Origin of the sequence: Pseudomonas sp. OST1909, assembly GCF_015277575.1 — a bacterium.
Taxonomy (GTDB): domain Bacteria; phylum Pseudomonadota; class Gammaproteobacteria; order Pseudomonadales; family Pseudomonadaceae; genus Aquipseudomonas; species Aquipseudomonas synxantha_A.
The window spans coordinates 1,749,058-1,773,401 of record NZ_CP063780.1 but is presented as its reverse complement, the minus strand read 5'-3'; the positions used below and the strand labels follow the sequence as shown (position 1 = coordinate 1,773,401).

The 24,344-nt window shown below is 59.8% G+C and carries 19 protein-coding genes; 8 read left to right on the top strand and 11 right to left on the bottom strand.

The features are described 5' to 3' along the window. Nucleotides 1–9: 9 nt before the first annotated feature. The 9 genes from bamA to rpsB form a co-directional block, all read right to left on the bottom strand. Nucleotides 10–2,397 (bottom strand): outer membrane protein assembly factor BamA, encoded by a 2,388-nt coding sequence (bamA, locus tag IH404_RS07715; protein ID WP_005785722.1) that lies wholly within the window; start codon nt 2,395–2,397, stop codon nt 10–12. A 74-nt stretch (nt 2,398–2,471) separates the two neighbouring features. Next, nucleotides 2,472–3,824: a sigma E protease regulator RseP gene (gene rseP / locus IH404_RS07710; protein WP_005785720.1), complete on the bottom strand. Its 1,353-nt coding sequence runs from the start codon at nt 3,822–3,824 to the stop codon at nt 2,472–2,474. Nucleotides 3,825–3,875: 51 nt separating this feature from the next. Next, the gene (ispC, locus tag IH404_RS07705) at nt 3,876–5,066 is read right to left on the bottom strand and encodes a 1-deoxy-D-xylulose-5-phosphate reductoisomerase (RefSeq protein ID WP_005785718.1); all 1,191 of its coding nucleotides are present in this window, start codon (nt 5,064–5,066) and stop codon (nt 3,876–3,878) included. Continuing rightward, nucleotides 5,063–5,869, bottom strand: coding sequence for a phosphatidate cytidylyltransferase (locus IH404_RS07700; RefSeq protein ID WP_005785716.1), 807 nt, complete (start codon nt 5,867–5,869; stop codon nt 5,063–5,065). Before IH404_RS07700 ends, ispC begins: the two co-directional genes overlap by 4 nt. Then, complete coding sequence (gene uppS / locus IH404_RS07695) at nt 5,870–6,625, bottom strand: polyprenyl diphosphate synthase (RefSeq protein ID WP_005785713.1); 756 nt, start codon at nt 6,623–6,625, stop codon at nt 5,870–5,872. Nucleotides 6,626–6,642: 17 nt separating this feature from the next. Beyond that, nucleotides 6,643–7,200 (bottom strand): ribosome recycling factor, encoded by a 558-nt coding sequence (gene frr, locus IH404_RS07690; RefSeq protein ID WP_003189163.1) that lies wholly within the window; start codon nt 7,198–7,200, stop codon nt 6,643–6,645. Further along, nucleotides 7,197–7,940, bottom strand: a complete 744-nt coding sequence (gene pyrH, locus IH404_RS07685; protein WP_003189161.1) for a UMP kinase — start codon at nt 7,938–7,940, stop codon at nt 7,197–7,199. Before pyrH ends, frr begins: the two co-directional genes overlap by 4 nt. A gap of 210 nt (nt 7,941–8,150) precedes the next feature. After that, nucleotides 8,151–9,014: a translation elongation factor Ts gene (gene tsf, locus IH404_RS07680; protein ID WP_005785711.1), complete on the bottom strand. Its 864-nt coding sequence runs from the start codon at nt 9,012–9,014 to the stop codon at nt 8,151–8,153. Between the two features lie 191 nt (nt 9,015–9,205). Continuing rightward, nucleotides 9,206–9,943, bottom strand: a complete 738-nt coding sequence (gene rpsB, locus IH404_RS07675; protein ID WP_003189158.1) for a 30S ribosomal protein S2 — start codon at nt 9,941–9,943, stop codon at nt 9,206–9,208. A 387-nt stretch (nt 9,944–10,330) separates the two neighbouring features. On the opposite strand from rpsB, the gene map reads away from it, so the two are divergent. The 3 genes from map to dapC all read left to right on the top strand — a co-directional run bounded on the left by map (nt 10,331) and on the right by dapC (nt 15,225). Further along, nucleotides 10,331–11,113 (top strand): type I methionyl aminopeptidase, encoded by a 783-nt coding sequence (gene map / locus IH404_RS07670; protein WP_005785707.1) that lies wholly within the window; start codon nt 10,331–10,333, stop codon nt 11,111–11,113. Between the two features lie 66 nt (nt 11,114–11,179). Next, nucleotides 11,180–13,882, top strand: coding sequence for a [protein-PII] uridylyltransferase (locus IH404_RS07665; RefSeq protein ID WP_005785705.1), 2,703 nt, complete (start codon nt 11,180–11,182; stop codon nt 13,880–13,882). A gap of 143 nt (nt 13,883–14,025) precedes the next feature. Beyond that, a complete protein-coding gene (gene dapC / locus IH404_RS07660) occupies nt 14,026–15,225 on the top strand; it encodes a succinyldiaminopimelate transaminase (protein WP_005785704.1) in 1,200 nt (399 codons plus the stop codon). 11 nt (nt 15,226–15,236) lie between these two features. Here dapC and IH404_RS07655 read toward each other — a convergent pair whose 3' ends face one another. After that, nucleotides 15,237–16,880 (bottom strand): Na+/H+ antiporter, encoded by a 1,644-nt coding sequence (locus IH404_RS07655; RefSeq protein WP_194440220.1) that lies wholly within the window; start codon nt 16,878–16,880, stop codon nt 15,237–15,239. Between the two features lie 266 nt (nt 16,881–17,146). On the opposite strand from IH404_RS07655, the gene IH404_RS07650 reads away from it, so the two are divergent. From IH404_RS07650 to IH404_RS07635, 4 genes are all read left to right on the top strand, one after another. Then, a complete protein-coding gene (locus tag IH404_RS07650; RefSeq protein ID WP_241092152.1) occupies nt 17,147–17,455 on the top strand; it encodes an arsenate reductase in 309 nt (102 codons plus the stop codon). Between the two features lie 31 nt (nt 17,456–17,486). Further along, a complete protein-coding gene (dapD, locus tag IH404_RS07645) occupies nt 17,487–18,521 on the top strand; it encodes a 2,3,4,5-tetrahydropyridine-2,6-dicarboxylate N-succinyltransferase (RefSeq protein WP_005785563.1) in 1,035 nt (344 codons plus the stop codon). 68 nt (nt 18,522–18,589) lie between these two features. Next, nucleotides 18,590–19,795, top strand: a complete 1,206-nt coding sequence (locus IH404_RS07640) for a cysteine desulfurase (RefSeq protein ID WP_005785561.1) — start codon at nt 18,590–18,592, stop codon at nt 19,793–19,795. Next, the gene (locus IH404_RS07635; RefSeq protein WP_005785559.1) at nt 19,792–20,205 is read left to right on the top strand and encodes a SufE family protein; all 414 of its coding nucleotides are present in this window, start codon (nt 19,792–19,794) and stop codon (nt 20,203–20,205) included. Before IH404_RS07640 ends, IH404_RS07635 begins: the two co-directional genes overlap by 4 nt. Nucleotides 20,206–20,702: 497 nt before the next feature. Here IH404_RS07635 and tcdA read toward each other — a convergent pair whose 3' ends face one another. Further along, nucleotides 20,703–21,512, bottom strand: coding sequence for a tRNA cyclic N6-threonylcarbamoyladenosine(37) synthase TcdA (tcdA, locus tag IH404_RS07630; RefSeq protein WP_005785557.1), 810 nt, complete (start codon nt 21,510–21,512; stop codon nt 20,703–20,705). 217 nt (nt 21,513–21,729) lie between these two features. On the opposite strand from tcdA, the gene IH404_RS07625 reads away from it, so the two are divergent. After that, nucleotides 21,730–24,321 (top strand): glycosyltransferase, encoded by a 2,592-nt coding sequence (locus IH404_RS07625; protein ID WP_005785555.1) that lies wholly within the window; start codon nt 21,730–21,732, stop codon nt 24,319–24,321. Nucleotides 24,322–24,344 lie beyond the last annotated feature (23 nt).

The window sequence follows — 24,344 nt, the reverse complement described above, 5'->3', positions numbered from 1 at the left end:
GTCAGACGCTTAGAACGTCTGGCCGAGGGAGAATTGGAAAATCTGGGTTTCAGCGTTATCCGGTTTCTTGATCGGCATGGCCAGAGCAAAGCTCAACGGGCCCAGCGCAGTCACCCAGGTCACACCCACACCCACGGAGCTCGCCAGGTTGCTGAGGCTCACGTCGTTGCACTGGGTGTTGGACTTCAGACCGCTTGGGTTCTTGATCTGCTCGCACTTGGAGTCGAACACGTTACCCACGTCCCAGAAGACCGAAGTCCGCAGGGAACGCTGGTCCTTGACGAACGGCAGCGGGAACAGGATCTCGGCACCACCCTGGATCAGCACGTTACCACCGAACGGCAGTGGATCATCGTCATCATCGCGGCGAGTGCCGACGTTACCGGTTTGGTCAACACCGCGGCTTGGGGTACCACGTGGGCCCAGAGTGCTGTCCTTGAAGCCACGCACCGAGTTGAAACCACCTGCGTAGTAGTTCTCGTAGAACGGCAAGCCATCGGTCGAACCATAACCGTCGCCATAGCCCAGCTCTGTGTGCAGGCGCATGGTGTAGTTATCGCTCAACGGCTGGAACAACTGGCCGCGGTAGTCGAGCTTGAAGAACGACAGGTCGCTGCCCGGTGTGGTGACTTCCGCAGTCAGGCTTTGAGAGTGACCACGGGTTGCCAGTACACCTTTGTTCAAGGTCGACTCGGACCAGCCGGCAGATGCCTTGAAGTTCAGGAACTTGTCACCTTCACGACGAGTGAAGTCGAAGATCTCGTCCACGGTATATACACCGGTCTTGATCTCGTCCTGTTGCGCGGTGATGCCGAAGGTCAGGCGCGAGGTTTCGCTGATCGGGTAACCGATGTTTGCGCCCACACCCAGGCTGTCGATCGCATAGCTTGCAACGTCGACGTCGAGGTCTTTGTAGTCGGTGGTGCGGTAGAAGGCGTTGTAGCCCAGGCTCACACCGTCAGCTGTCCAGTAGGGGTCGACATAACCGAAGTTATAGCGGCTCTGGTATTCGCTTCGGGTCAGGCCGATGGACACCTTGTTACCGGTACCGAGGAAGTTGTTCTGGGTGATCGAGCCACCCAGGATCAGGCCGGCGCTCTGTGCAAAACCGACGCTGGCGGTGATCGAGCCCGAAGCTTGCTCTTCAACGGCGTAGTTCACGTCAACCTGGTCATCCACACCCGGTACGGCCGGGGTTTCGACGTTGACCTCCTTGAAGAAGCCCAGACGCTCAAGACGGGTCTTGGACTGGTCGATCAGGTAGGTCGAAGCCCAGCCACCTTCCATCTGACGCATTTCACGACGCAGCACTTCGTCCGCAGACTTGGTGTTGCCACGGAAGTTGATGCGGTTTACGTAGGCACGCTTGCCAGGATCGACGACGAAGGTGATGTCTACCGTGTGATCTTCATCATTCGGGGTCGGCACGCCGTTGACGTTGGCGAAGGTATAGCCTTCGTTACCCAGGCGGCGGGTGATCAGTTCGGAGGTAGTGGTCATCAGCTTGCGCGAGAACACCTGGTCCTTCTGCACCAGCAGCAGGGACTTGACCTGGTCTTCTGGGACTTTCAGGTCGCCGCTGAGCTTGACGTCACGAACCTTGTATTTCTCGCCTTCATTGACGTTCACGGTGATATAGACGTGCTTCTTGTCCGGGGTGATGGACACCTGGGTCGAAGCGATGTCCATGTTGATGTAGCCACGGTCCAGGTAGTAGGAGCGCAGGCGTTCAAGGTCACCGGAAAGCTTTTCACGGGCGTATTTGTCATCGTTCTTGAAGAACGACAGCCAGTTGGTGGTCTTGAGTTCGAACAGGTCGATCAGGTCGTCATCAGCGAACTTGGTGTTGCCCACCACGTTGATGTGCTGAATGGCAGCGACGGTACCTTCGTTGATGTTGACCTTGAGGCCAACACGGTTACGAGGCTGCGGGATCACTTCGGTTTCCACGGTCGCAGAATAGCGGCCCTGGGCAACGTACTGGCGTTGCAGTTCGTTACGCACACCCTCAAGGGTCGCGCGCTGGAAGATCTCGCCCTCGGCCAGGCCGGATTGCTTGAGGCCCTTCATCAGGTCTTCAGTGGAGATGGCCTTGTTACCTTCAATCGCGATACTGGCGACAGAAGGTCGTTCGACGACCGTGATGACCAGGACGTTGCCTTCGCGACCCAGTTGGATATCTTGAAAGAACCCGGTTTTGAACAGCGCACGAGTGGATTCCACCAGGCGACGATCATCCGCCTGTTCCCCGACGTTCAACGGCAAGGCACCAAAGACGCTACCCGCGGAAACCCGCTGGAGGCCGTTGACGCGAATATCGGAGATGGTGAAGGACTCGGCGTGAACTTCGGCGATCATCAATACGGTGAGAACCGCAGTTAGCAGCAGACGTTTCATGAAGTCCTTTCTTATTCCAACTGGCAATAAACAAACTGCCGCAAAATGCGGCAGATTCGCAATTCAGCGAAGCGTTACAGTCGTCCCAGATCGTTGACCAGAGCTAACAACATCACCCCGACCACCAAACTGATACCGATCTGTATCCCCCAACCCTGCACCCGATCCGACAAGGGGCGACCACGCACCCACTCGACCAGATAAAACAGCAGATGCCCCCCATCCAATACTGGAATGGGCAGCAAATTCAGAACCCCAAGGCTAATACTCAGATAAGCCAGGAAATTCAGGAAATCCGCGACACCCGACTGGGCAGAAGCGCCCGCCACTTTAGCAATGGTTATCGGTCCACTCAAGTTTTTTACCGAGAGCTCACCGAACAACATTTTCTTGAGGGATTCGAGGGTCAGTACGCTCATGGTCCAGGTGCGGTTCGCACCCTCGCCAATCGCGGCCAAAGGCCCGAAGCTGACCTCTCGGACCATCGATGGCGGCCATTCGACACCTTTGACCCCGGCACCCAGGTAACCCCCGGCCGCCTTCGCCTCCCCGCGAACCGACAAGGTCACGGGAACGTCGATTTGAGCACCCTCGCGCTCAACTTTCAGCACAATTCTGGTATCAGGACGCACGCGTACCAGGTCGACCACTTGCTGCCAGTCACCCAGCGCCTGGCCATCGAGGGCCAGCAGGCGATCACCGGTTTTCAGGCCTGCGGCCTGGGCCGGACCTTTCGGATCCAGCTCAGCGAGTACCGGCGGCAAGGCCGGACGCCAAGGACGAATCCCCAGGGATTTGATCGGATCAGGCTCATCGGCGCCCTTGAGCCAGTGGTCCAGAGCCAACGCCCGCGGGGTTTCGGCACTGGAATCCTGGTCACGCACCACCACATTGACGGTGCCGCTTTCACCCAGGCGGCGCACCAACTGCAAATTGACCGCGCCCCAACCGGTGGTCGGCTCGCCATCAATGGAAACAATTTCCTGCCCTGCCACCAAGCCGGCCCTGGACGCGATGCTGTCCGCCTCGATTGCACCGATGACCGGGCGCACCTGCTGGCTGCCCATCATGGCCAGAACCCAGAAGAACACCATTGCCAACAGGAAGTTGGCGATCGGGCCCGCTGCAACAATTGCGATACGCTGACGAACGGTCTTGCGATTGAAAGACTGATCCAATTGATCAGCCGGCACTTCACCTTCGCGCTCATCGAGCATCTTGACGTAGCCACCCAACGGGATAGCGGCAATCACGAACTCGGTGCCACGACGATCATGCCAGCGCAACAATGGCATGCCGAAACCAACGGAAAAGCGCAATACCTTGACGCCGCAACGACGCGCCACCCAGAAGTGGCCGAATTCGTGGAAGGTAACCAGCACACCCAGAGCAACCAGGGTGCCGACAATCATGTAGAGCGCACTCATCTAATTTCTCCGCATTTCAATCCGATGCCTGAAGGCTCAAACGCGCCCACCCTAACGTGTGTCGCGATCCAGCCATTGCTGGGCCAAGGCACGGGCCTTGGTATCAGCCTCAAATACCGCTCCCAGGTCATTTACAGCCACGACTGGCTCAAGATTCAGGACGTCCTCGATGATACTCGCGATCTGCGGAAAGCGGATGCGCCGTTCGAGAAACGCCGCCACCGCCACTTCATTGGCCGCATTGAGCATGGCCGGCGCGCTGTTACCCGCCTCGGCCGCTTGCCGCGCCAGACGCAGGCACGGAAAACGCTGCTCGTCCGGGGCTTCGAAGTCCAGGCGCGCAATCGCAAACAGATCCAGGGGCGCCACGCCGGAATCGATCCGCTCCGGCCAGGCCAAGGCATTGGCGATCGGCGTGCGCATATCCGGGTTGCCCAACTGCGCCAACACCGAACCGTCCACGTAATCGACCAAAGAGTGGATCACACTTTGCGGATGGATCACCACCTCGACCTGATCAGGCCGTGCATCGAACAACCAGCACGCCTCGATCAGCTCCAGGCCTTTGTTCATCATGCTCGCCGAATCCACGGAAATCTTGCGCCCCATGGACCAGTTCGGATGAGCGCAGGCCTGATCGGGAGACACATGCTCAAGCTCAGCCAGCGGAGTCTGCCGGAAGGGGCCACCGGACGCCGTCAGCAGAATCCGGCGCACACCGACTTGGCTCAAGCCGCGGGCGAAATCCCCGGGCATGCACTGGAAGATTGCGTTGTGCTCGCTGTCCAGCGGCAGCAGGACCGCCCCACTCTTGCGCACGGCTTGCATGAAGAGCGCACCAGACATGACCAGGGCTTCTTTATTGGCCAGCAGAATTTTCTTGCCGGCATCGACTGCCGCCAGGGTCGGACGCAACCCCGCCGCGCCGACAATCGCCGCCACCACGGTATCCACATCGGCGTCGGCCGCCACCTGGCACAACCCCGCTTCCCCGACCAACACCTGGGTGGTCAACCCTGCAGCCCGCAGATCATCCTGCAGCCCACGGGCCGCCGCGGCCTCAGGCACTACGGCAAAGCGCGGTGAGTGGCGCACGCACAAGGCCAGTAATTCGCGCAAACGCGTGAAGCCGGTCAGGGCGAAAACCTGGTAACGATCCGGGTGACGAGCGATGACATCCAGGGTACTCAGCCCGACGGAGCCGGTCGCGCCCAGCACGGTAACCTGCTGCAGGCCGCTCACGAAGCGATCATCCACAGCAACACCGCGAAGATCGGCAGCGCGGCAGTCAGACTGTCGATGCGATCCAGCACGCCACCATGACCCGGCAGCAGGTTACTGCTGTCCTTGATCCCGGCCTGGCGCTTGAACATGCTCTCGGTGAGGTCACCCACCACCGAGATAAACACGACGATAGCGGTGCCCAGCAAGGCCAGCAGAATCTCTTTCACCGACCAGTCACGCACCAAACCGACCACCAGCGTGATCAGTAGCGTCAAGGCCAGGCCACCGTATACGCCTTCCCAGCTCTTGCCCGGGCTGACGGCCGGAGCCAGCTTGCGCTTGCCAAATGCGCGACCAGAGAAGTAGGCGCCGATATCGGCCCCCCACACCAGCACCATCACGGCCAGGATCAATTCATTACCCATGGGGTAGCGCTTGATTTCCACCAGCCCTTGCCAGGCCGGTAGCAGGATCAGCAAGCCGATCACCAGCTTGCAGGCCACGCTGGACCATTGACCGCTGGTGCGTGGGTAAGTCAGCACCAGGAATGTTGCCAACGCCCACCACAGCACCGCCGCCCCCAATACCCAGGGTGCGATGTCCGGCAGGATGTACATCAGGAACAACAACACCGCGACCACTGCGGCGTACGCCACGCGCGGCAACTGGTTGCCGAAGCCTGCCAGGCGCGCCCATTCCCAGGCACCCAGACTCACGACCAGGCCGATGAACAGCGCAAAGCCGGAGCCTTCAAGCAGGAAAAAACCGCACAAGGCAATCGGCAGCAGGATCAGCGCCGTGATGATTCGTTGTTTAAGCATTTAAACCCGGGCTCCAGCTTCGATCTGCTCGCTCGTTTTACCGAAACGACGCTGACGGGAAGCGAAATCGGCCAGCGCATTGCGCATGGCATCGTGTTTGAAGTCCGGCCAGAACAGGTCGGAGAAGTACAACTCGGTATAGGCTAGCTGCCACAGCAGGAAATTGCTGATGCGATGCTCGCCACCGGTACGGATACACAAGTCCGGCAACGGCAGGTCGCCGGTCACCAGGCAGGTTTGCAACAGTTCGGGCGTGATGTCGTCGGGGCGCAGATGGCCGGCCTGCACTTCGCGGGCAAGCCGTTGCGCAGCCTGGGCGATATCCCACTGGCCACCGTAATTGGCTGCGATCTGCAGCACAAAACGATTACTGCCTGCGGTGATAGCCTCGGCTTCGCGCATGGCCGCTTGCAGCTCCGGGTGGAACCGCGAGCGATCACCAATGATGCGCAGACTGATGTTGTTGTCGTTGAGGCGCTTGGCCTCACGACGCAGCGCCTTGAAAAACAGGTCCATCAAGGCACTGACTTCGTCCGCGGGCCGCTGCCAGTTCTCACTGGAAAAGGCGAACAAGGTCAACACCTCGACCTTGGCCTCGGCACACACCTCAATCACTGCCCTTACCGCGTCAACACCCGCTTTATGCCCGGCAACACCCGGCATAAAGCGTTTTTTCGCCCAGCGATTATTCCCATCCATGATGATCGCGACATGGCGCGGCACCACGGAGGGCACAGTCTGCTTGGTCTTTTCCATAAAGGCGTCCTGACCCCTTATACGGCCATCAGGTCCTTTTCTTTTTCTTCGGTAGCCTTGGTGATCTGGGCTTCGGCGTCCTTGGTCAGCTTGTCGATATCAGCAACGGCACGACGCTCTTCGTCTTCGCTGATTTCCTTGTCCTTGACCAGCTTCTTCAGGTCACCCAACGCATCGCGACGGATGTTACGCACCGCAACGCGCGCATCTTCAGCAGCACTGCGCGCCTGCTTGGTGAAGCCCTTGCGGGTTTCTTCGGTCAAAGCTGGCATGGAGATCAACAACAACTCGCCGAGGTTGGTCGGGTTGAGGTTCAGGCCGGCGCTCTGGATCGCCTTGTCGACTGCCGCGAGCATGTTGCGCTCGAAGGCTACGACTTGCAGGGTGCGCGAGTCCTTCACGGTCACGTTGGCCACGCCGCTGAGCGGGGTGTCGGAACCGTAGTAAGGCACCATCACGCTGCCCAGGATGCTCGGGTGCGCCTTGCCGGTACGGATCTGACCAAATGCATGGCTCAGGGATTCCAGGGATTTCTGCATACGCGCCTGGGCGTCTTTCTTGATTTCATTGATCATTGTTGGCCTTCCTCGATCAGAGTCCCTTCCGCGCCGCCGTGTACGATATTCAGCAGGGCGCCGGGCTTGTTCATGTTAAATACGCGCAGCGGCATCTTGTGGTCGCGGCACAGGCAGATAGCAGTCAGGTCCATCACACCCAGCTTGCGATCCAGCACTTCATCGTAGGTCAGATGATCGAACTTCTCGGCATGCGGGTCTTTGAATGGGTCTGCAGTGTATACGCCATCCACCTTGGTGGCTTTGAGCACCACGTCGGCATCGATTTCGATAGCACGCAGGCACGCCGCCGAATCCGTGGTGAAGAACGGGTTGCCTGTGCCGGCGGCAAAGATCACCACTTCCTTGGAGTTCAGGTGGCGCATGGCTTTGCGGCGATCGTAGTGATCGGTCACGCCAACCATGGAGATAGCCGACATCACGATGGCCGAGATATTGGCACGCTCCAGGGCGTCGCGCATGGCCAGGGCGTTCATCACAGTGGCCAGCATGCCCATGTGGTCGCCAGTGACCCGATCCATACCGGCCGCACTCAGTGCCGCGCCGCGGAACAGGTTGCCGCCGCCGATCACCAGGCCGACCTGCACACCGATACCGACCAATTGGCCGACTTCCAGCGCCATGCGGTCAAGCACCTTGGGGTCGATCCCGAACTCTTCCGAGCCCATCAGGGCCTCGCCGCTGAGCTTGAGTAGAATGCGTTTATAGCGAGCCTGATAACCACTGCCCTGCTGAGCCATTGCGAATCTCTCCTGCGGCGTATTTTTTAAAAATTCTTGGCGAGCCGTTTACGGCTTGCGTTCACTCTAGCTGGACGCTGTCACAGCGCCATCGGAACACGGCTTTGTAAGCCAGTTCCGAGAGGAAACCAAATAAAATTGGCCTTCCCATTTGAAAAGAGGCTGCGCGCGTGAGCGGGCAGCCTCTTTCGGCGACAGTTTGGGACTGTCTTATTGCTTGGCGGCAGCCAGCTGGGCAGCAACTTCTTCAGCGAAGTTGTCGACCGGCTTCTCGATGCCTTCGCCTACTTTGAAGTAAGTGAAGGAAACGATTTCAGCACCGGCTTTCTTGGCCAGTTCGCCAACCTTGATTTCAGGGTTCTTGACGAACGCCTGCTCAACCAGGCTTGCTTCGGCCAGGAACTTGCTGATACGGCCTTTGACCATGTTCTCAACAATGTTTTCTGGCTTGCCTTTGATTTTTTCTTCGTTCAGCTGCAGGAACACAGCTTTTTCGCGCTCGATCGCTTCGGCAGACACTTCCGAAGGCAGCAGGAACTCAGGGTTGCTTGCAGCAACGTGCATAGCGATGTCTTTGGCCAGCTCAACGTCGCCGCCTTTCAGAACAACTGCTACACCGATCTTGTTGCCGTGCAGGTAACCACCGACAACATCACCTTCAACGCGAACCAGGCGACGGATGTTGACGTTTTCGCCAACCTTGCCGACCAGTACCAGGCGAGCTGCTTCTTGAGCTTCGATCAGAGGCTCAACAGTGGTCAGCTTGTCAGCGAAGGCTTTTTCGACGCTGGCAGCAACGAATGCCTTGAAGTCATCCTGCAGAGCCAGGAAGTCGGTCTGCGAGTTGACTTCCAGCAGAACGGCGGATTTGCCGTCTTCTTTCAGGGCGATAGCGCCTTCAGCAGCGACGTTGCCTGCTTTCTTGGCAGCCTTGATGGCGCCGGAAGCACGCATGTCATCAATGGCTTTTTCGATGTCGCCGCCGGCCTTGGTCAAGGCCTTTTTGCAATCCATCATGCCTTCGCCGGTACGCTCACGCAGTTCTTTAACCAACGCTGCAGTAATCTCTGCCATTTCAAAATCCTCTTGGATAGGTTTTCAACCATTCCACCCGATCAAACGGGCGATCAATTCTTCCCGAATTTCCGTTGTAGGCCGCTGCACGTTACAAATGATGTAGCTGCGCTGCCGACAAATGGTTTTCGAGGTGGCAAAAAGGGGGCCAAGCCCCCTTTTTGCTTACTGAGTCAACGCCAGGGCGTCAGTTACTCAGCGGCAGCTACCGGAGCTTCTTCAACGAACTGCTCGGTACCGCCAGCAACGTGGTTGCGACCACGGATTACAGCGTCAGCCATCGAACCCATGTACAGCTGGATAGCGCGGATTGCGTCATCGTTGCCTGGGATGATGTAGTCAACGCCTTCCGGGCTGCTGTTGGTATCGACTACGCCGATAACCGGGATGCCCAGCTTGTTGGCTTCGGTGATCGCGATGCGCTCGTGATCAACGTCGATAACGAACAGTGCGTCAGGCAGACCGCCCATGTCCTTGATACCACCCAGGGAACGATCGAGCTTTTCCAGGTCACGGGAGCGCATCAGCGCTTCTTTCTTGGTCAGCTTGGCGAAAGTACCGTCTTCGGCTTGCACTTCAAGGTCACGCAGACGCTTGATGGAAGCACGGATGGTTTTGAAGTTGGTCAGCATGCCGCCCAACCAGCGGTGATCGACGTACGGCGAACCGCAACGTGCTGCTTCTTCAGCAACGATCTTGCCAGCGGAACGCTTGGTGCCGACGAACAGGATCTTGTTTTTGCCCTGTGCCAGACGCTCTACGAAAGTCAGAGCTTCGTTGAACATTGGCAGGGTTTTTTCAAGGTTGATAATGTGAATCTTGTTACGCGCGCCGAAAATGTATTTACCCATTTTCGGGTTCCAGTAACGGGTCTGGTGACCGAAGTGCACACCGGCCTTCAGCATATCGCGCATGTTGACTTGGGACATGATAGTTCCTTAATAAGTCGGGTTTGGCCTCCACGTATCCCAATGACCAACCAGCGGCATCAAGGCCTCCGGCACCCAGGTCATCGTGTCGACACGTGTGTGGATTTAAGCTTTTCGGGGTATCCCCGGAAAGCGGCGCATTTTATACCACAGCAAGGGCGAAAACGAAACCCGCAATCACACCTGACCGCAGCGATCTGTGCGCAAGCCGTTGAATAGAGCGGATTTACCCCCACCCTATAGATAGAAGCGATCGTCAGGGGCTCATGGTTTACCGCCCGCGTCTGTTAGAATCGCGTTTTTTGTGGCTTGTGCGAATTCAGCAACCTTTTGTCGCACGCCCGTAAACCGTATTGATTTCAGCGCGTCGCGCTAGAGAGAGCCTGTATGACCGTTAGTTTGAAAACCGCCGAAGACATCGCCGGCATGCGCATCGCCGGCAAACTGGCCGCCGACGTGCTGGAAATGATTGCAGAGCACGTAAAGCCGGGCGTCACCACCGAAGAGCTGAACCAGATCTGCCACGACTATATCGTCAATGTGCAAAAGGCCATCCCTGCGCCGCTGAACTACAAAGGCTTCCCCAAGTCGATCTGCACCTCGGTCAACCATGTGGTGTGCCACGGCATTCCCGGTGACAAGCCGTTGAAGGACGGCGACACCCTGAACATAGACGTCACCGTGATCAAGGACCGCTACTTCGGCGACACCAGCCGCATGTTCCACGTCGGCAACGTGCCGGTCTGGGCCGAGCGCCTGTCCCAGGTGACCCAGGAATGCATGTACAAGGCCATCGAAATCGTCAAGCCAGGCTGCCGCCTGGGTGACATCGGTGAAGTGATCCAGAAGCACGCCGAAAAGAACGGCTTCTCGGTGGTGCGCGAATTCTGCGGCCACGGCATCGGCACCGTGTTCCACGAAGAACCACAGATCCTGCACTACGGCCGCGCCGGCACCGGCATGGAACTCAAGGCAGGCATGACCTTTACCATCGAGCCGATGATCAACCAGGGCAAGGCCGATACCAAGGTGCTGGGCGACGGCTGGACAGCTATCACCAAGGACCGCAAGCTCTCGGCCCAGTGGGAACACACGCTGCTGGTCACCGAAACCGGCTACGAGATCTTCACGTTGCGTGCAGACGACACCATTCCTCGCGTTTCGGCGTGAGGGTTGCTTCGGTTTTCCAGCTTCAACCGTGTGACTGACTCAATAGATAGATAGGAAAGCCGACCGATGCCCCAGGTGGATCCCGAACTCTTCGACCGTGGCCAGTTCCAGGCCGAGCTGGCATTGAAGGCGAGCCCCATCGCCGCCTTCAAGAAAGCCATCCGCCAGGCACGCGAGGTGCTCGACGCGCGTTTTCGCAGTGGTCGGGACATCAGACGACTGATCGAGGACCGCGCCTGGTTCGTCGATAACATCCTGCAGAAAGCCTGGGAACAGTTCAGCTGGAGTGCAGACGCCGATATCGCCCTGGTGGCGGTCGGCGGCTACGGTCGCGGCGAACTGCACCCCTACTCCGACATCGACCTGTTGATCCTGCTGGACAGCGCCGACCACGAAACCTTTCGCGATTCCATCGAGCGTTTTCTGACATTGCTGTGGGACATCGGCCTGGAAGTCGGCCAGAGCGTGCGCTCGGTGGACGAATGCGCCGAAGAGGCCCGTGCCGACTTGACGGTGGTCACCAACCTGATGGAAAGCCGCACCATCTGCGGCCCCGAGCGCCTGCGCCAGCGCATGCTCGAAGTCACCAGCACCGCACACATGTGGCCGAGCAAGGACTTTTTCCTGGCCAAGCGCGCCGAACAGAAGGCGCGGCACCACAAGTACAACGACACCGAATACAACCTGGAACCCAACGTCAAAGGCTCCCCGGGCGGGCTGCGGGATATCCAGACGATTTTGTGGGTGGCGCGCCGCCAATACGGCACGCTGAACCTGCGCGCCCTGGCTGGCGAAGGCTTCCTGGTGGAGAGCGAAAACACCCTGCTGGCCTCGTCCCAGGAGTTCCTGTGGAAGGTGCGCTACGCCCTGCACATGCTCGCCGGGCGCTCCGAGGACCGCCTGCTGTTCGATCACCAACGCTCCATCGCCACCCTGCTGGGCTTTGAGGGCGAAGACGCGAAGACCAGCATCGAAAGCTTCATGCAACAGTACTACCGGGTGGTCATGAGCATCGCCCAGCTCAGCGACTTGATCATCCAGCACTTCGAGGAGGTGATCCTGGCCCCCGAAGACGAAGCGCCACCGCAGCCGATCAATGCGCGCTTCCAACTGCATGACGGTTATATCGAAGCACGCAACGACAACGTGTTCCGCCGCACCCCGTTCGCCATGCTGGAAATCTTTGTGCTGATGGCCCAGCAGCCGGACATCAAAGGCGTGCGCGCCGATACCATCCGCTTGCTGCGGGAAAACCGTCACCTGATCGACGACGAATTTCGCAACGACATCCGCAATACCAGCCTGTTTATCGAACTGTTCAAGTGCCGCATCGGCATCCACCGCAACCTGCGGCGCATGAACCGCTACGGCATTCTCGGGCGCTACCTGCCGGAGTTCGGCTTTATCGTCGGGCAAATGCAGCACGACCTGTTCCACATCTACACCGTCGATGCCCACACCCTGAACCTGATCAAGCACCTGCGTAAGTTGCAGTACACCCAGGTATCAGAGAAATTCCCGCTGGCCAGTAAGCTAATGGCCAAGCTGCCCAAGCCCGAGCTGATCTACTTGGCGGGCCTGTATCACGATATCGGCAAGGGTCGCCATGGCGATCACTCGGAAATCGGTGCAGTGGACGCCGAAGCCTTCTGCCAGCGCCACCAACTGCCCCTCTGGGACAGCCGCCTGATCGTCTGGCTGGTGCAAAACCATCTGGTGATGTCGACAACCGCCCAGCGCAAGGACTTGTCCGACCCGCAGGTGATCCACGACTTTGCCGGCAAAGTCGGCGATGAAACCCGTCTCGACTATCTTTATGTGCTGACCGTCTCCGACATCAACGCCACCAACCCCACGTTATGGAACTCCTGGCGCGCCAGCCTGTTGCGTCAGCTGTACACCGAGACCAAGCGCGCCCTGCGCCGCGGCTTGGAAAACCCGGTGGACCGCGAAGAGCAGATCCGTCGCACCCAAAGTGCGGCCCTGGATATTCTGGTACGCGGTGGTAACGACCCGGACGACGTCGAACAGCTCTGGTCGCAACTGGGCGACGATTATTTCCTGCGCCACACCGCCGGCGACGTGGCCTGGCACAGCGATGCGATCCTGCAGCAGCCGGCCGACGGTGGCCCGCTGGTATTGATCAAGGAAACCACCCAGCGCGAATTCGAAGGCGGCACGCAGATCTTCATCTACGCGCCGGACCAGCACGACTTCTTCGCCGTGACCGTGGCCGCCATGGACCAGCTCAACCTGAACATCCATGACGCCCGGGTCATCACCTCCAGCAGCCAGTTCACCCTCGACACCTACATCGTGCTCGACACAGACGGCGACTCTATTGGAGATAACCCGGCGCGGGTGAAAAAGATCCGCGAAGGCCTCACCGAAGCCCTGCGCAACCCGGACGATTACCCAACCATCATCCAACGCCGGGTACCACGCCAGCTAAAGCATTTTGCCTTTGCGCCCCAGGTGACCATTTCCAACGACGCGCAGCGACCGGTGACGGTGCTGGAACTCAGCGCGCCGGATCGCCCGGGCCTGCTGGCGCGCATCGGCGGGATTTTCCTGGAGTTCGACCTGTCGTTGCAGAATGCCAAGATTGCGACCCTCGGCGAACGGGTGGAAGACGTGTTCTTCATCACCGACGCTGATAACCAGCCGCTGTCCGACCCTGAGCTGTGTCGCCGCCTGCAGGATGCGATCGTGGAACAATTGAGCGTGACCCAGGAACCCGGCGTTGAGCTGACCCGACTGACTATTTGAATTCTTAACTTTGTGAACACGAGTCATGTGGGAGCTGGCTTGCCTGCGATGCAGACACCTCGGTCCGTCAGGTCGACCGCAGTGATGCCATCGCAGGCAAGCCAGCTCCCACAGGGGCCGCGCTCACCGTGATAGAGGCTTATATGAACAACGCCCTTAACCAGTTGCAGCCCTACCCCTTCGAGAAACTGCGCGCCCTGCTCGGCAGCGTGACGCCGAACCCGGACAAACGCCCGATTGCACTGTCCATCGGCGAACCCAAGCACAAGTCCCCGACCTTTGTCGCCGAGGCGCTGAGCAACAACCTCGACCAGATGGCGGTGTATCCCACCACGCTTGGCACCCCTGCCCTGCGTGAAGCCATCGGCGCCTGGTGCGAACGCCGCTTCAATGTGCCCAAGGGCTGGTTGGACCCGGCGCGTAACATCCTGCCGGTCAACGGCACCCGTGAAGCCCTGTTCGCCTTCACCCAGACCGTGGTCAACCGTGGCGACGATGCGCTGGTGGTCAGTCCCAACCCGTTTTACCAAATCTACGAAGGCGCCGCGTTCCTGGCCGGGGCCAAGCCGCATTACCTGCCGTGCCTGGATAGCAATGGCTTCAACCCGGACTTCGACGCCGTCTCCCCCGACATCTGGAAACGTTGCCAAATCCTGTTCCTGTGCTCCCCAGGCAACCCGACCGGCGCGCTGATTCCCGTCGACACACTGAAAAAACTCATCGCCCTGGCCGACGAATACGACTTCGTGATCGCCGCCGACGAATGCTACAGCGAACTCTACTTCGACGAACAAACCCCACCGCCCGGCCTGCTCAGCGCCTGCGTCGAACTGGGGCGCCGGGATTTCAAACGCTGCGTGGTGTTCCATAGCCTGTCCAAGCGCTCCAACCTGCCAGGCCTGCGCTCAGGTTTCGTGGCCGGCGACGCCGACATCCTCAAGGCCTTTTTGCTGTACCGCACCTACCATGGTTGCGCGATGCCGGTGCAGACCCAGCTAGCCAGTATCGCTGCCTGGCAGGACGAGGCCCATGTACTGGCCAACCGTGACCTGTACCGCGAGAAGTTCGATGCGGTGCTGGCGATCCTCAAACCGGTGCTGGATGTACAAAGCCCGGACGGTGGGTTCTACCTGTGGCCGAATGTGAATGGCGACGACGCCGCCTTCTGCCGCGATTTGTTCGTGGAAGAACACGTGACCGTGGTGCCGGGCTCGTACCTGTCACGGGAAGTGGATGGCTTCAACCCGGGTGCCGGCCGTGTGCGCCTGGCACTGGTTGCGCCGTTGGCCGAATGTGTGGAAGCGGCTGAGCGGATTCGCGCTTTTATTCAGCGTCGCGGCTAAAAGCTCGCGGGTCACTTCATGTGACCCAAATTTGCCTCGCTCATATCCAATTCCGCCAACACCTCCCTCAATACGTCATCACCAATCTGGTGGTGACGGCTCAAGCTGTACAACTCCAGCCGTTGCGCACGCAGAGCCTTGAGCCGCAGCTTGCGTTCAAGCAGGTCCATCTGGTGCGCCAGCGCCTGGGCTTCAGCCGAATCGTTGAAGACTTCCAACTGATGGCGATATTCCGACATCAGCCGGGCCTTGAGTTCGGTAGCCAATGCCGCCTGGGCGGCGTCCGGCGTTTCGGCGTCGGCAGGCTCTTCGGCCTCAAGGGCATGGATTGCAGCCACGGCGGTCTTTTTCCAGGCCTCGCGCACTTCGTTGTGGCGTTTTTCATCCGGGCTTTTTTCGACGCCGCGTAACAGCAGCGGCAGCGCGATGCACGCAGCGACCAGCGATAACAGGATCACACCGGCCGCGATGAAAATCAGCAAGTCACGCTCCGGAAAGTCCTGCCCTGGCGCCAGCAGCAGGGGCACCGACATGACACCTGCCAACGTCACCGCACCGCGGACACCGCCGACGGTCAGCAACCAGCAGGAGCGCGCCGTCGGCACCAGGGTCAGCGCGCTTTTGCCACGCAGCCTGCGCAGCAACCCCGACAGCCGCCAGATGCTCTGCACCCAGATAAACCGCAGCACCACCAGCACCAGAAAGATCGCCACCACGTCCAGGCAGCGGTACAACAGGGTCGGCCACAGGGTGGTTTCGTGGCTGACCACAGCCTTGATGATGTCCGGCAGTTGCAAGCCCAGCAGCAGGAAGATCAAGCCATTGAAGGCAAACTCCAGCAGCGACCAGACGCTGCGGTTGAGCAAACGCGTACTGGTCTGGCGCGGCAGCAGGTCGAGCCAGCTCTGCATCATGCCCGCCGCCACCGCCGACAAAATGCCCGAAGCGCCCAGGCGCTCAGCCAACACGTAGGCAGCAAAGGGCAACAACAGCATGAACACCACATGGGTCGCGGGGTCATCCCAGCCCCGTGCAATCATCCACGCGCGCAGACGGCCGACCAGCCAGCTCAACGCTACCCCGACCGCCAAGCCGCCCACGGCGACCAATACAAAGGTCAGGCTGGCATCCGCCAGGGAAAACACCCCGGTCAACGCCGCCGCCAGGGCAAACTTGAAGGTCACCAGGCCTGACGCGTCATTCATCAGCGCCTCGCCTTGAAGCATGTGCATCAGCGGTTTAGGCAAGCGATTCTGAGAAATGGCCGACACCGCCACGGCATCCGTCGGGGATAAAACCGCCGCAAGGGCAAAGGCCACCGGCAAGGGGATCGAGGGCAGCAACCAATGAATGAAGTAGCCGGCGCCGACCACGGTAAACAGCACCAGGCCCACCGCCAATGTCAGAATCGGGCCACGTAGGCGCCACAGTTCGCGCTTGGGCATGCGCCAGCCATCGGAAAACAACAGCGGCGGCAGGAACAGAAACAGGAACAGCTCCGGGTCCAACGCCACATGCAGCCCCAATGTGGGCCAGGCCAGCAAGGCGCCGGCGGCAATCTGTACCAAGGGCAACGGTAGCGGGATGATGCGTCCGACCAGACGCGAAAAGCTGACCAGCATCAGCAGGATAAGAACAGTGTAGGCGGTTTGCATAACGCGGATTTCCCGGACAATCGACTTGCAACGACACATCAGGCAACAACTGGCCGTTGAAGTGCCATATTACCCCGCTATGTTACTCGCCTATGCCGCGCACCGGCTTTTGCACAAAAGTCGCAGGATGCTGACGGGCGGCGCCGAAACCGGCTGGTCGTGGCATAATCCGTGATCTTTCATTTTTCATTGGTCCAAAGGGGGGCAATTCCTTGACCGCTTCAAGCAAAACCCTGCACCTTTTCGGCATCAAAGCCTGCGACACCATGAAAAAGGCGCGCACCTGGCTCGATGAGCACGCGCTGAGCTACGAGTTCCATGACTACAAAACGGCCGGTATCGACCGCGAACACTTGACCCAATGGTGCAACGAGCACGGTTGGCAGGTGGTTTTGAACCGTGCGGGCACCACCTTTCGCAAACTCGAAGACGAACGCAAAGCCGATCTCGATCAGTCGAAAGCCATTGAACTGATGCTCGCACAACCCTCGATGATCAAGCGCCCGGTGCTTGATCTCGGTGACAGAACCCTGATTGGCTTCAAGCCAGATAGTTATTCGGCGGCCCTCAAGTAGGCCAGCCTTCCATTTTTGTAGAGGTAACAGCATGTCCAATTCCCTGTTCAGCCTGGGCTTCGGCGTCGGCACTCAGAACCGCCAAGGTGCTTGGCTGGAAGTGTTTTACGCACAACCGTTGCTCAACCCGTCAGCCGAGATCGTTGCCGCCATTGCGCCGATCCTGGGTTACACCGAGGGCAACCAGGCGATCACGTTCACCATCAGCCAAGCGCTGCAACTGGCAGATGCACTCAAGAACGTCGACGCCACCCAAGCCGCGCTGCTGAATCGCCTGGCTGAAAGCCACACCCCACTGGTTGCCACACTGCTGGCCGAAGACGCCGCGCTGACCTCCACGCCAGAGGCCTACCTCAAGCTGCACTTGCTGTCCCATCGCCTGGTCAAGCCTCACGGCCTGAACCTGGCAGGCGTGTTCCCGCAGTTGCCGAACGTGGCCTGGACCAGCCAGGGCGCCATCGACATCGCCGAACTCGCCGAGCGCCAGCTCGAAGCGCGTCTGCGTGGCGAGCTGCTGGAAGTGTTCTCGGTGGACAAGTTCCCGAAAATGACCGACTACGTGGTACCGGCCGGCGTACGCATCGCTGACGCTGCGCGTATCCGCCTGGGCGCCTACGTGGGCGAAGGCACTACCGTGATGCACGAAGGCTTCGTCAACTTCAACGCCGGCACCGAAGGCCCGGGCATGATCGAAGGCCGTGTATCGGCAGGCGTGTTCGTCGGCAAGGGTTCGGACCTGGGCGGCGGCTGCTCTACCATGGGCACCCTGTCGGGCGGCGGCAATATCGTGATCAAGGTAGGCGAAGACTGCCTGATCGGCGCCAACGCCGGCACCGGTATCCCGTTGGGCGACCGCAACACCGTGGAGTCGGGCCTGTACATCACCGCCGGCACCAAGGTTGCGGTGCTTGACGAGCAGAACCAGTTGGTCAAGGTGGTCAAGGCGCGCGAGTTGGCCGGTCAACCGGATCTGCTGTTCCGTCGCAATTCCGAGACCGGTGCCGTGGAGTGCAAAACCCACAAATCGGCCATCGAACTGAACGAAGCGCTGCACGCTCACAACTAAGCAGCCACTCGATGCCACTAGCGGGCCGCACCTTCGGGTGCGGTTCGCTTATACGAGTCTTGATCACCATGCTTGTGCCCTCCCCCTGGCGCGCCGATTTCCCGGCCATCGCCACCCTGCAAAGGCAAGACCAGACCTATCTGGACAGCGCCGCCACCGCGCAAAAACCCCAGGCCCTGCTGGATGCCATCAGCCATTACTACGCCAATGGCGCAGCCAATGTGCACCGCGCCCAGCATTTGCCGGGAGCCCATGCGACCCAAGCCTTTGAGGACAGTCGCAGCAAGGTCGCGCAGTGGTTGAATGCAGGCGACAGCGGGCAGGTCGTGTTCACCCACGGCGCAACCTCTGCGCTGAACCTCTTGGCCTATGGCCTTGAGCACCTATTCAATGCGGGCGATGAGATAGCCATCAGCGCCCTGGAACACCACGCCAACCTGTTGCCCTGGCAACAATTGGCCAAACGGCGTGCGCTGACGCTGGTGGTATTGCCCCTGGACGATGACGGTGTGATCGACCTGCAAGCCGCCGCATCATTGATCGGCCCGCGCACGCGCCTGCTGGCGGTGAGCCAGTTGTCCAACGTGCTGGGCACCTGGCAGCCGCTGGAAGCGCTACTGACGCTGGCCCAGGCAAACGCTGCCCTGACTGTTGTGGATGGCGCCCAAGGCATCGTGCATGGTCGCCACGACGTACAGGCCCTGGGCTGCGATTTCTACGTATTTTCCAGCCACAAGCTCTACGGCCCGGACGGCGTCGGCGTGCTGTTCGGTCGCAACGCTGCCCTGCATCACCTGCGCCACTGGCAGTTTGGCGGCGAGATGGTGCAGCAGGCAGATTATCAAGGCGCCAGCTTCCGCCCAGCCCCACTGGGGTTCGAAGCCGGCACGCCGCCCATTGCCGGCGTGATCGGCCTGGGTGCCGCCCTGGATTACCTGAGCTCACTGGATCAGCACGCCGTGACTGCCCATGAAGCGGCACTGCACGACTACCTGCTGCGCGGGCTGAAAGCTCGCAATGGCGTACGCGTCCTGGGGTCACCTCACGTGGCGTTGGTCAGCTTCGTGGTGGACGGCGTACATAATGCTGACCTCGCCCATCTCCTGACCGAACAAGGTATTGCCGTGCGCGCCGGGCATCATTGTGCAATGCCGCTGCTCAAGGCCATGCACTTACCCGGCGCCATTCGAGTGTCCCTGGCGCTGTACAACGATTCCGATGACCTGGAGCGCTTCTTTGAAGCGTTGGACCAGGCGCTGGATATGTTGCGATGAGCTTGCCAGTGGACGCGATGGCTGCGCTGCAGGCATTCCAGGCTGTCGGCGGTTGGGAGCAGCGCGCGCGGATGCTGATGCAATGGGGCGAGCGACTGCCCGCGTTGGCGGATGATGAAAAGGTCGACGCCAACCTGGTGCAAGGCTGTGAAAGCCTGGTGTGGTTGGTGGGGCGTTTGCAGGACGGCCATTGGCAGTTTGCTGCCAGCAGCGAGGCGCGAATGATTCGCGGGTTGGTGGCGCTGTTGCTGGCGCGGGTCAATGGGTTGTCGGCTGATGAACTGCAAGCGGTGGATTTGCCGGGTTGGTTTGCACAACTGGGTCTGTCCCGGCAGCTGTCACCATCGCGCACCAACGGCTTGAATGCAGTCCTGCAACGTATGCGCGAACTAAGCCATACACACAACTGAATGTGGGAGGGGGCTTGCTCCCGCTGGCGGTGGGTCAGTCACACATGCATCAACTGACACTCCCTCATCTACAGAACTTGATAGCAACCGACGGTAACCACGATGCGAAGCGAGTCGCTCTTGATCTTGCTCTGTTTTTGATCTTAGGCGCCCCATCAAACCACGCTGGCCGGAATTCGACAGGGATTTGGGGGGTAAACCGGCAGGGATGCCGGTTTAGCCGCCCCGCGCCATGGATGGCGCGTGGCGGCGGCCCCCCAAATCCATGGCGGATTACGGGCACACCGAGCCTGAGCGAGGTGCCGAGTGGTGGGGCAAGAGCGTTTTGCTTACTTTTGCGCTGTTCAAAAGTGAGCCGCCGTAAGGGCGGAACCCATAGCAGCCGTTACCCAAATAACGGATATGTACTCGGTCTGATCCAACATCCTGGTCGGCCCTGAGGCCGCCATCGGGAGCAAGCCCCCTCCCACATCTTGAACGGTGTAAAGCTCTGAGACTCAGAGGGGCTTGACCCGCTCCGAAGGTCTGCGCACCCCAGCCACAATCTTGTCCACCGCCTTGGTCGCCGCCACCATCCCGAAGGTAGCCGTCACCATCATCACCGCGCCAAACCCGCCCGCGCAGTCCAACTTTACGCCGTCGCCAACAAAACTCTTCTGCAAACAGATGCTGCCGTCCGGCTTCGGATAGCGCAGTTGCTCGGTGGAAAACACGCACGGCACGCTGTAATGACGGGTGACGGTGCGCGAGAAACCGTAGTCGCGGCGCAGGGTGGAGCGCACCTTCGAGGCCAGCGGGTCATTGAAGGTGCGGTTCAGGTCGCACACCTGGATCAACGTCGGGTCAATCTGCCCGCCAGCGCCGCCGGTGGTGATGATCTGGATCTTGCGGCGCTTGCACCAGGCAATCAGCGCCGCCTTGGCGTTGACCGCATCGATGCAGTCGATCACGCAGTCGATGTTCGGGGTGATGTACTCGGCCATGGTGTCGCGGGTAACGAAGTCCGCCACGGCATGCACCGTGCACGCCGGGTTGATGCCGCGAAGGCGCTCGGCCATCACTTCGACCTTGGGCTTGCCCACGGTGCTGTCCAGGGCGTGCAACTGGCGGTTGCTGTTACTCACGCAGACATCGTCCAGGTCAAACAGCGAAATCTCGCCCACCCCGCAACGGGCGATCGCTTCCGCCGCCCAGGAGCCCACGCCGCCGACGCCGACAATCGCCACATGGGCCGCTTTCAAGCGTTCCAGCCCTTCGATGCCGTACAAGCGGGCGACGCCTGCAAACCGCGGATCTTCTGTACTCATGATCATTACCCCAAAAACCGGCGCGCATTATGGACTACAGCGCGACAAGTTCGAAGCTTCCAGCTACAAGTAAAGAACTTAGGTGGACTTTCGCAGACTAACGTCCGGCTTTTCTCTGTCGGCTATACGCTCAGGGAAAGGCCGGTGTAGGATGCGCGCCGTTCGGCGTAGGCCGACACCTCTTTTCGTTCCGCACCTTTTGGAACCCGACATAACCATGGCATCGCGTAAATTTGGACTCAACCTGGTGATCGTGCTGGCCATCGCCGCGCTGTTCACCGGTTTCTGGGCGCTGATCAACCGCCCGGTCACCGCTCCCAACTGGCCTGAACAGATCTCCGGGTTTTCCTACTCGCCGTTCCAGCAAGGCCAGTACCCGCAGAAGAATCAGTTTCCGACTGAAGAGCAGATGCGTCAGGACCTTGCGATCATGAGCAAGCTGACGGACAACATCCGTACCTACTCGGTCGATGGCTCCCTGGGCGAAATCCCCAAGCTGGCCGAAGAGTTCGGACTGCGCGTGACCCTGGGGATCTGGATCAGCCCGGACCTTGAACGCAACGAGCGTGAAATCCAGCGTGCCATCGAGATCGCCAATAACTCGCGCAGTGTCGTGCGCGTGGTGGTCGGCAACGAAGCCTTGTTCCGTGACGAAATCACCCCTGAAGCGCTGATTGTGTTGCTGGACCGCGTGCGCGCTGCCGTGAAAGTGCCGGTGACCACTTCCGAGCAATGGCACATCTGGGAAAAGAACCCGCAACTGGCCAAGCACGTCGACCTGATCGCCGCGCACATCCTGCCGTTCTGGGAGTACATCCCGATGGACAAGGCCGGCCAGTACGTACTCGACCGTGCCAAGGATCTGAAGAAAGCCTTCCCGAAAAAGCCGCTGCTGCTGTCGGAAGTTGGCTGGCCGAGTAACGGCCGTATGCGCGGTGGTAATGAATCGTCGCCGGCTGACCAGGCCATTTACCTGCGCACGCTGGTAAACAAGCTTAACCGCCAGGGTTACAACTACTTCGTGATCGAGGCCTTCGATCAGCCGTGGAAAGTCAGTGACGAAGGCTCGGCAGGTGCTTACTGGGGCGTGTTCAACGCCGCGCGCCAGCAGAAATTCAATTTTGAAGGCCCGGTCGTTGCTATCCCGCAATGGCGGGTGCTGGCCATCGGCTCGGTGGTGCTTGCACTGCTGTCCCTGACCCTGTTGATGATCGACGGCTCGGCGCTGCGCCAGCGGGGCCGGACCTTCCTGACCTTTATTGCGTTTCTGTGCGGGTCGGTGCTGGTATGGATCGGCTACGACTACAGCCAGCAATACAGCACCTGGTTCAGCCTGATAGTCGGCGTGTTGCTGGCCCTCGGTGCTCTTGGCGTATTTATCGTGTTGCTGACCGAAGCCCACGAACTGGCGGAAGCGGTATGGACCCACAAGCGCCGGCGTGAATTCCTGCCGGTAGAAGGCGATTCGGACTACCGTCCGAAAGTGTCGATCCACGTGCCGTGCTACAACGAGCCACCGGAGATGGTCAAACAGACCCTCGACGCCCTGGCTGCCCTCGACTATCCGGACTACGAAGTCCTGATCATCGACAACAACACCAAGGACCCGGCGGTATGGGAACCGGTGCGCGACTACTGCGAAACCCTGGGCCCGCGCTTCAAGTTTTTCCACGTCGCACCCCTGGCTGGTTTCAAGGGGGGCGCGTTGAATTATCTGATCCCGCACACCGCCAAGGATGCCGAAGTGATCGCGGTGATCGACTCGGACTACTGCGTGTCACCCAACTGGCTCAAGCACATGGTGCCGCACTTCGCCGATCCGAAAATCGCCGTGGTGCAGTCGCCCCAGGATTACCGCGACCAGAACGAAAGCACCTTCAAGAAGCTCTGCTACGCCGAATACAAAGGCTTCTTCCATATCGGCATGGTTACCCGCAACGACCGTGACGCGATCATCCAGCACGGCACCATGACCATGACCCGTCGCTCGGTGCTTGAGGAACTGGGCTGGGCCGACTGGTGCATCTGTGAAGACGCCGAACTGGGCCTGCGCGTGTTCGAGAAAGGCTTGTCGGCAGCGTACTACCACGACAGCTACGGCAAGGGCCTGATGCCGGATACCTTTATCGACTTCAAGAAACAGCGTTTCCGCTGGGCCTATGGCGCGATCCAGATTATCAAGCGTCACACCGCCAGCCTGATACGTGGCAAAGACACCGAATTGACTCGCGGCCAGCGCTACCACTTCCTCGCGGGCTGGTTGCCGTGGGTAGCGGATGGCATGAACATCTTCTTTACCGTCGGCGCACTGTTGTGGTCGGCGGCGATGATCATCGTGCCGACACGGGTCGACCCGCCGTTGCTGATCTTCGCAATCCCGCCGTTGGCGTTGTTCGTGTTCAAGGTCGGCAAGATCATCTTCCTCTACCGTCGTGCCGTAGGGGTGAACTTGAAAGATGCGTTCTGCGCGGCCCTGGCCGGGTTGGCGTTGTCCCATACCATCGCCAAGGCTGTGTTGTATGGCTTCTTCACCACCAGCATTCCGTTCTTTCGCACGCCGAAAAACGCGGATAACCATGGCTTCTGGGTAGCGATCTCTGAAGCCCGCGAAGAAATGTTCATCATGCTGCTGCTGTGGGGCGCCGCGCTGGGGATCTACCTGGTGCAGGGCCTGCCAAGCAATGACATTCGCTTCTGGGTCGTGATGTTGCTGGTGCAGTCGCTGCCCTACGTGGCTGCGCTGATCATGGCGTTCTTGTCGTCGCTGCCGAAACCGGCGCCGAAGGCTGAGCCCGCCACGGCTGTGTAAAAACTTGCGCAATGCACTAAACG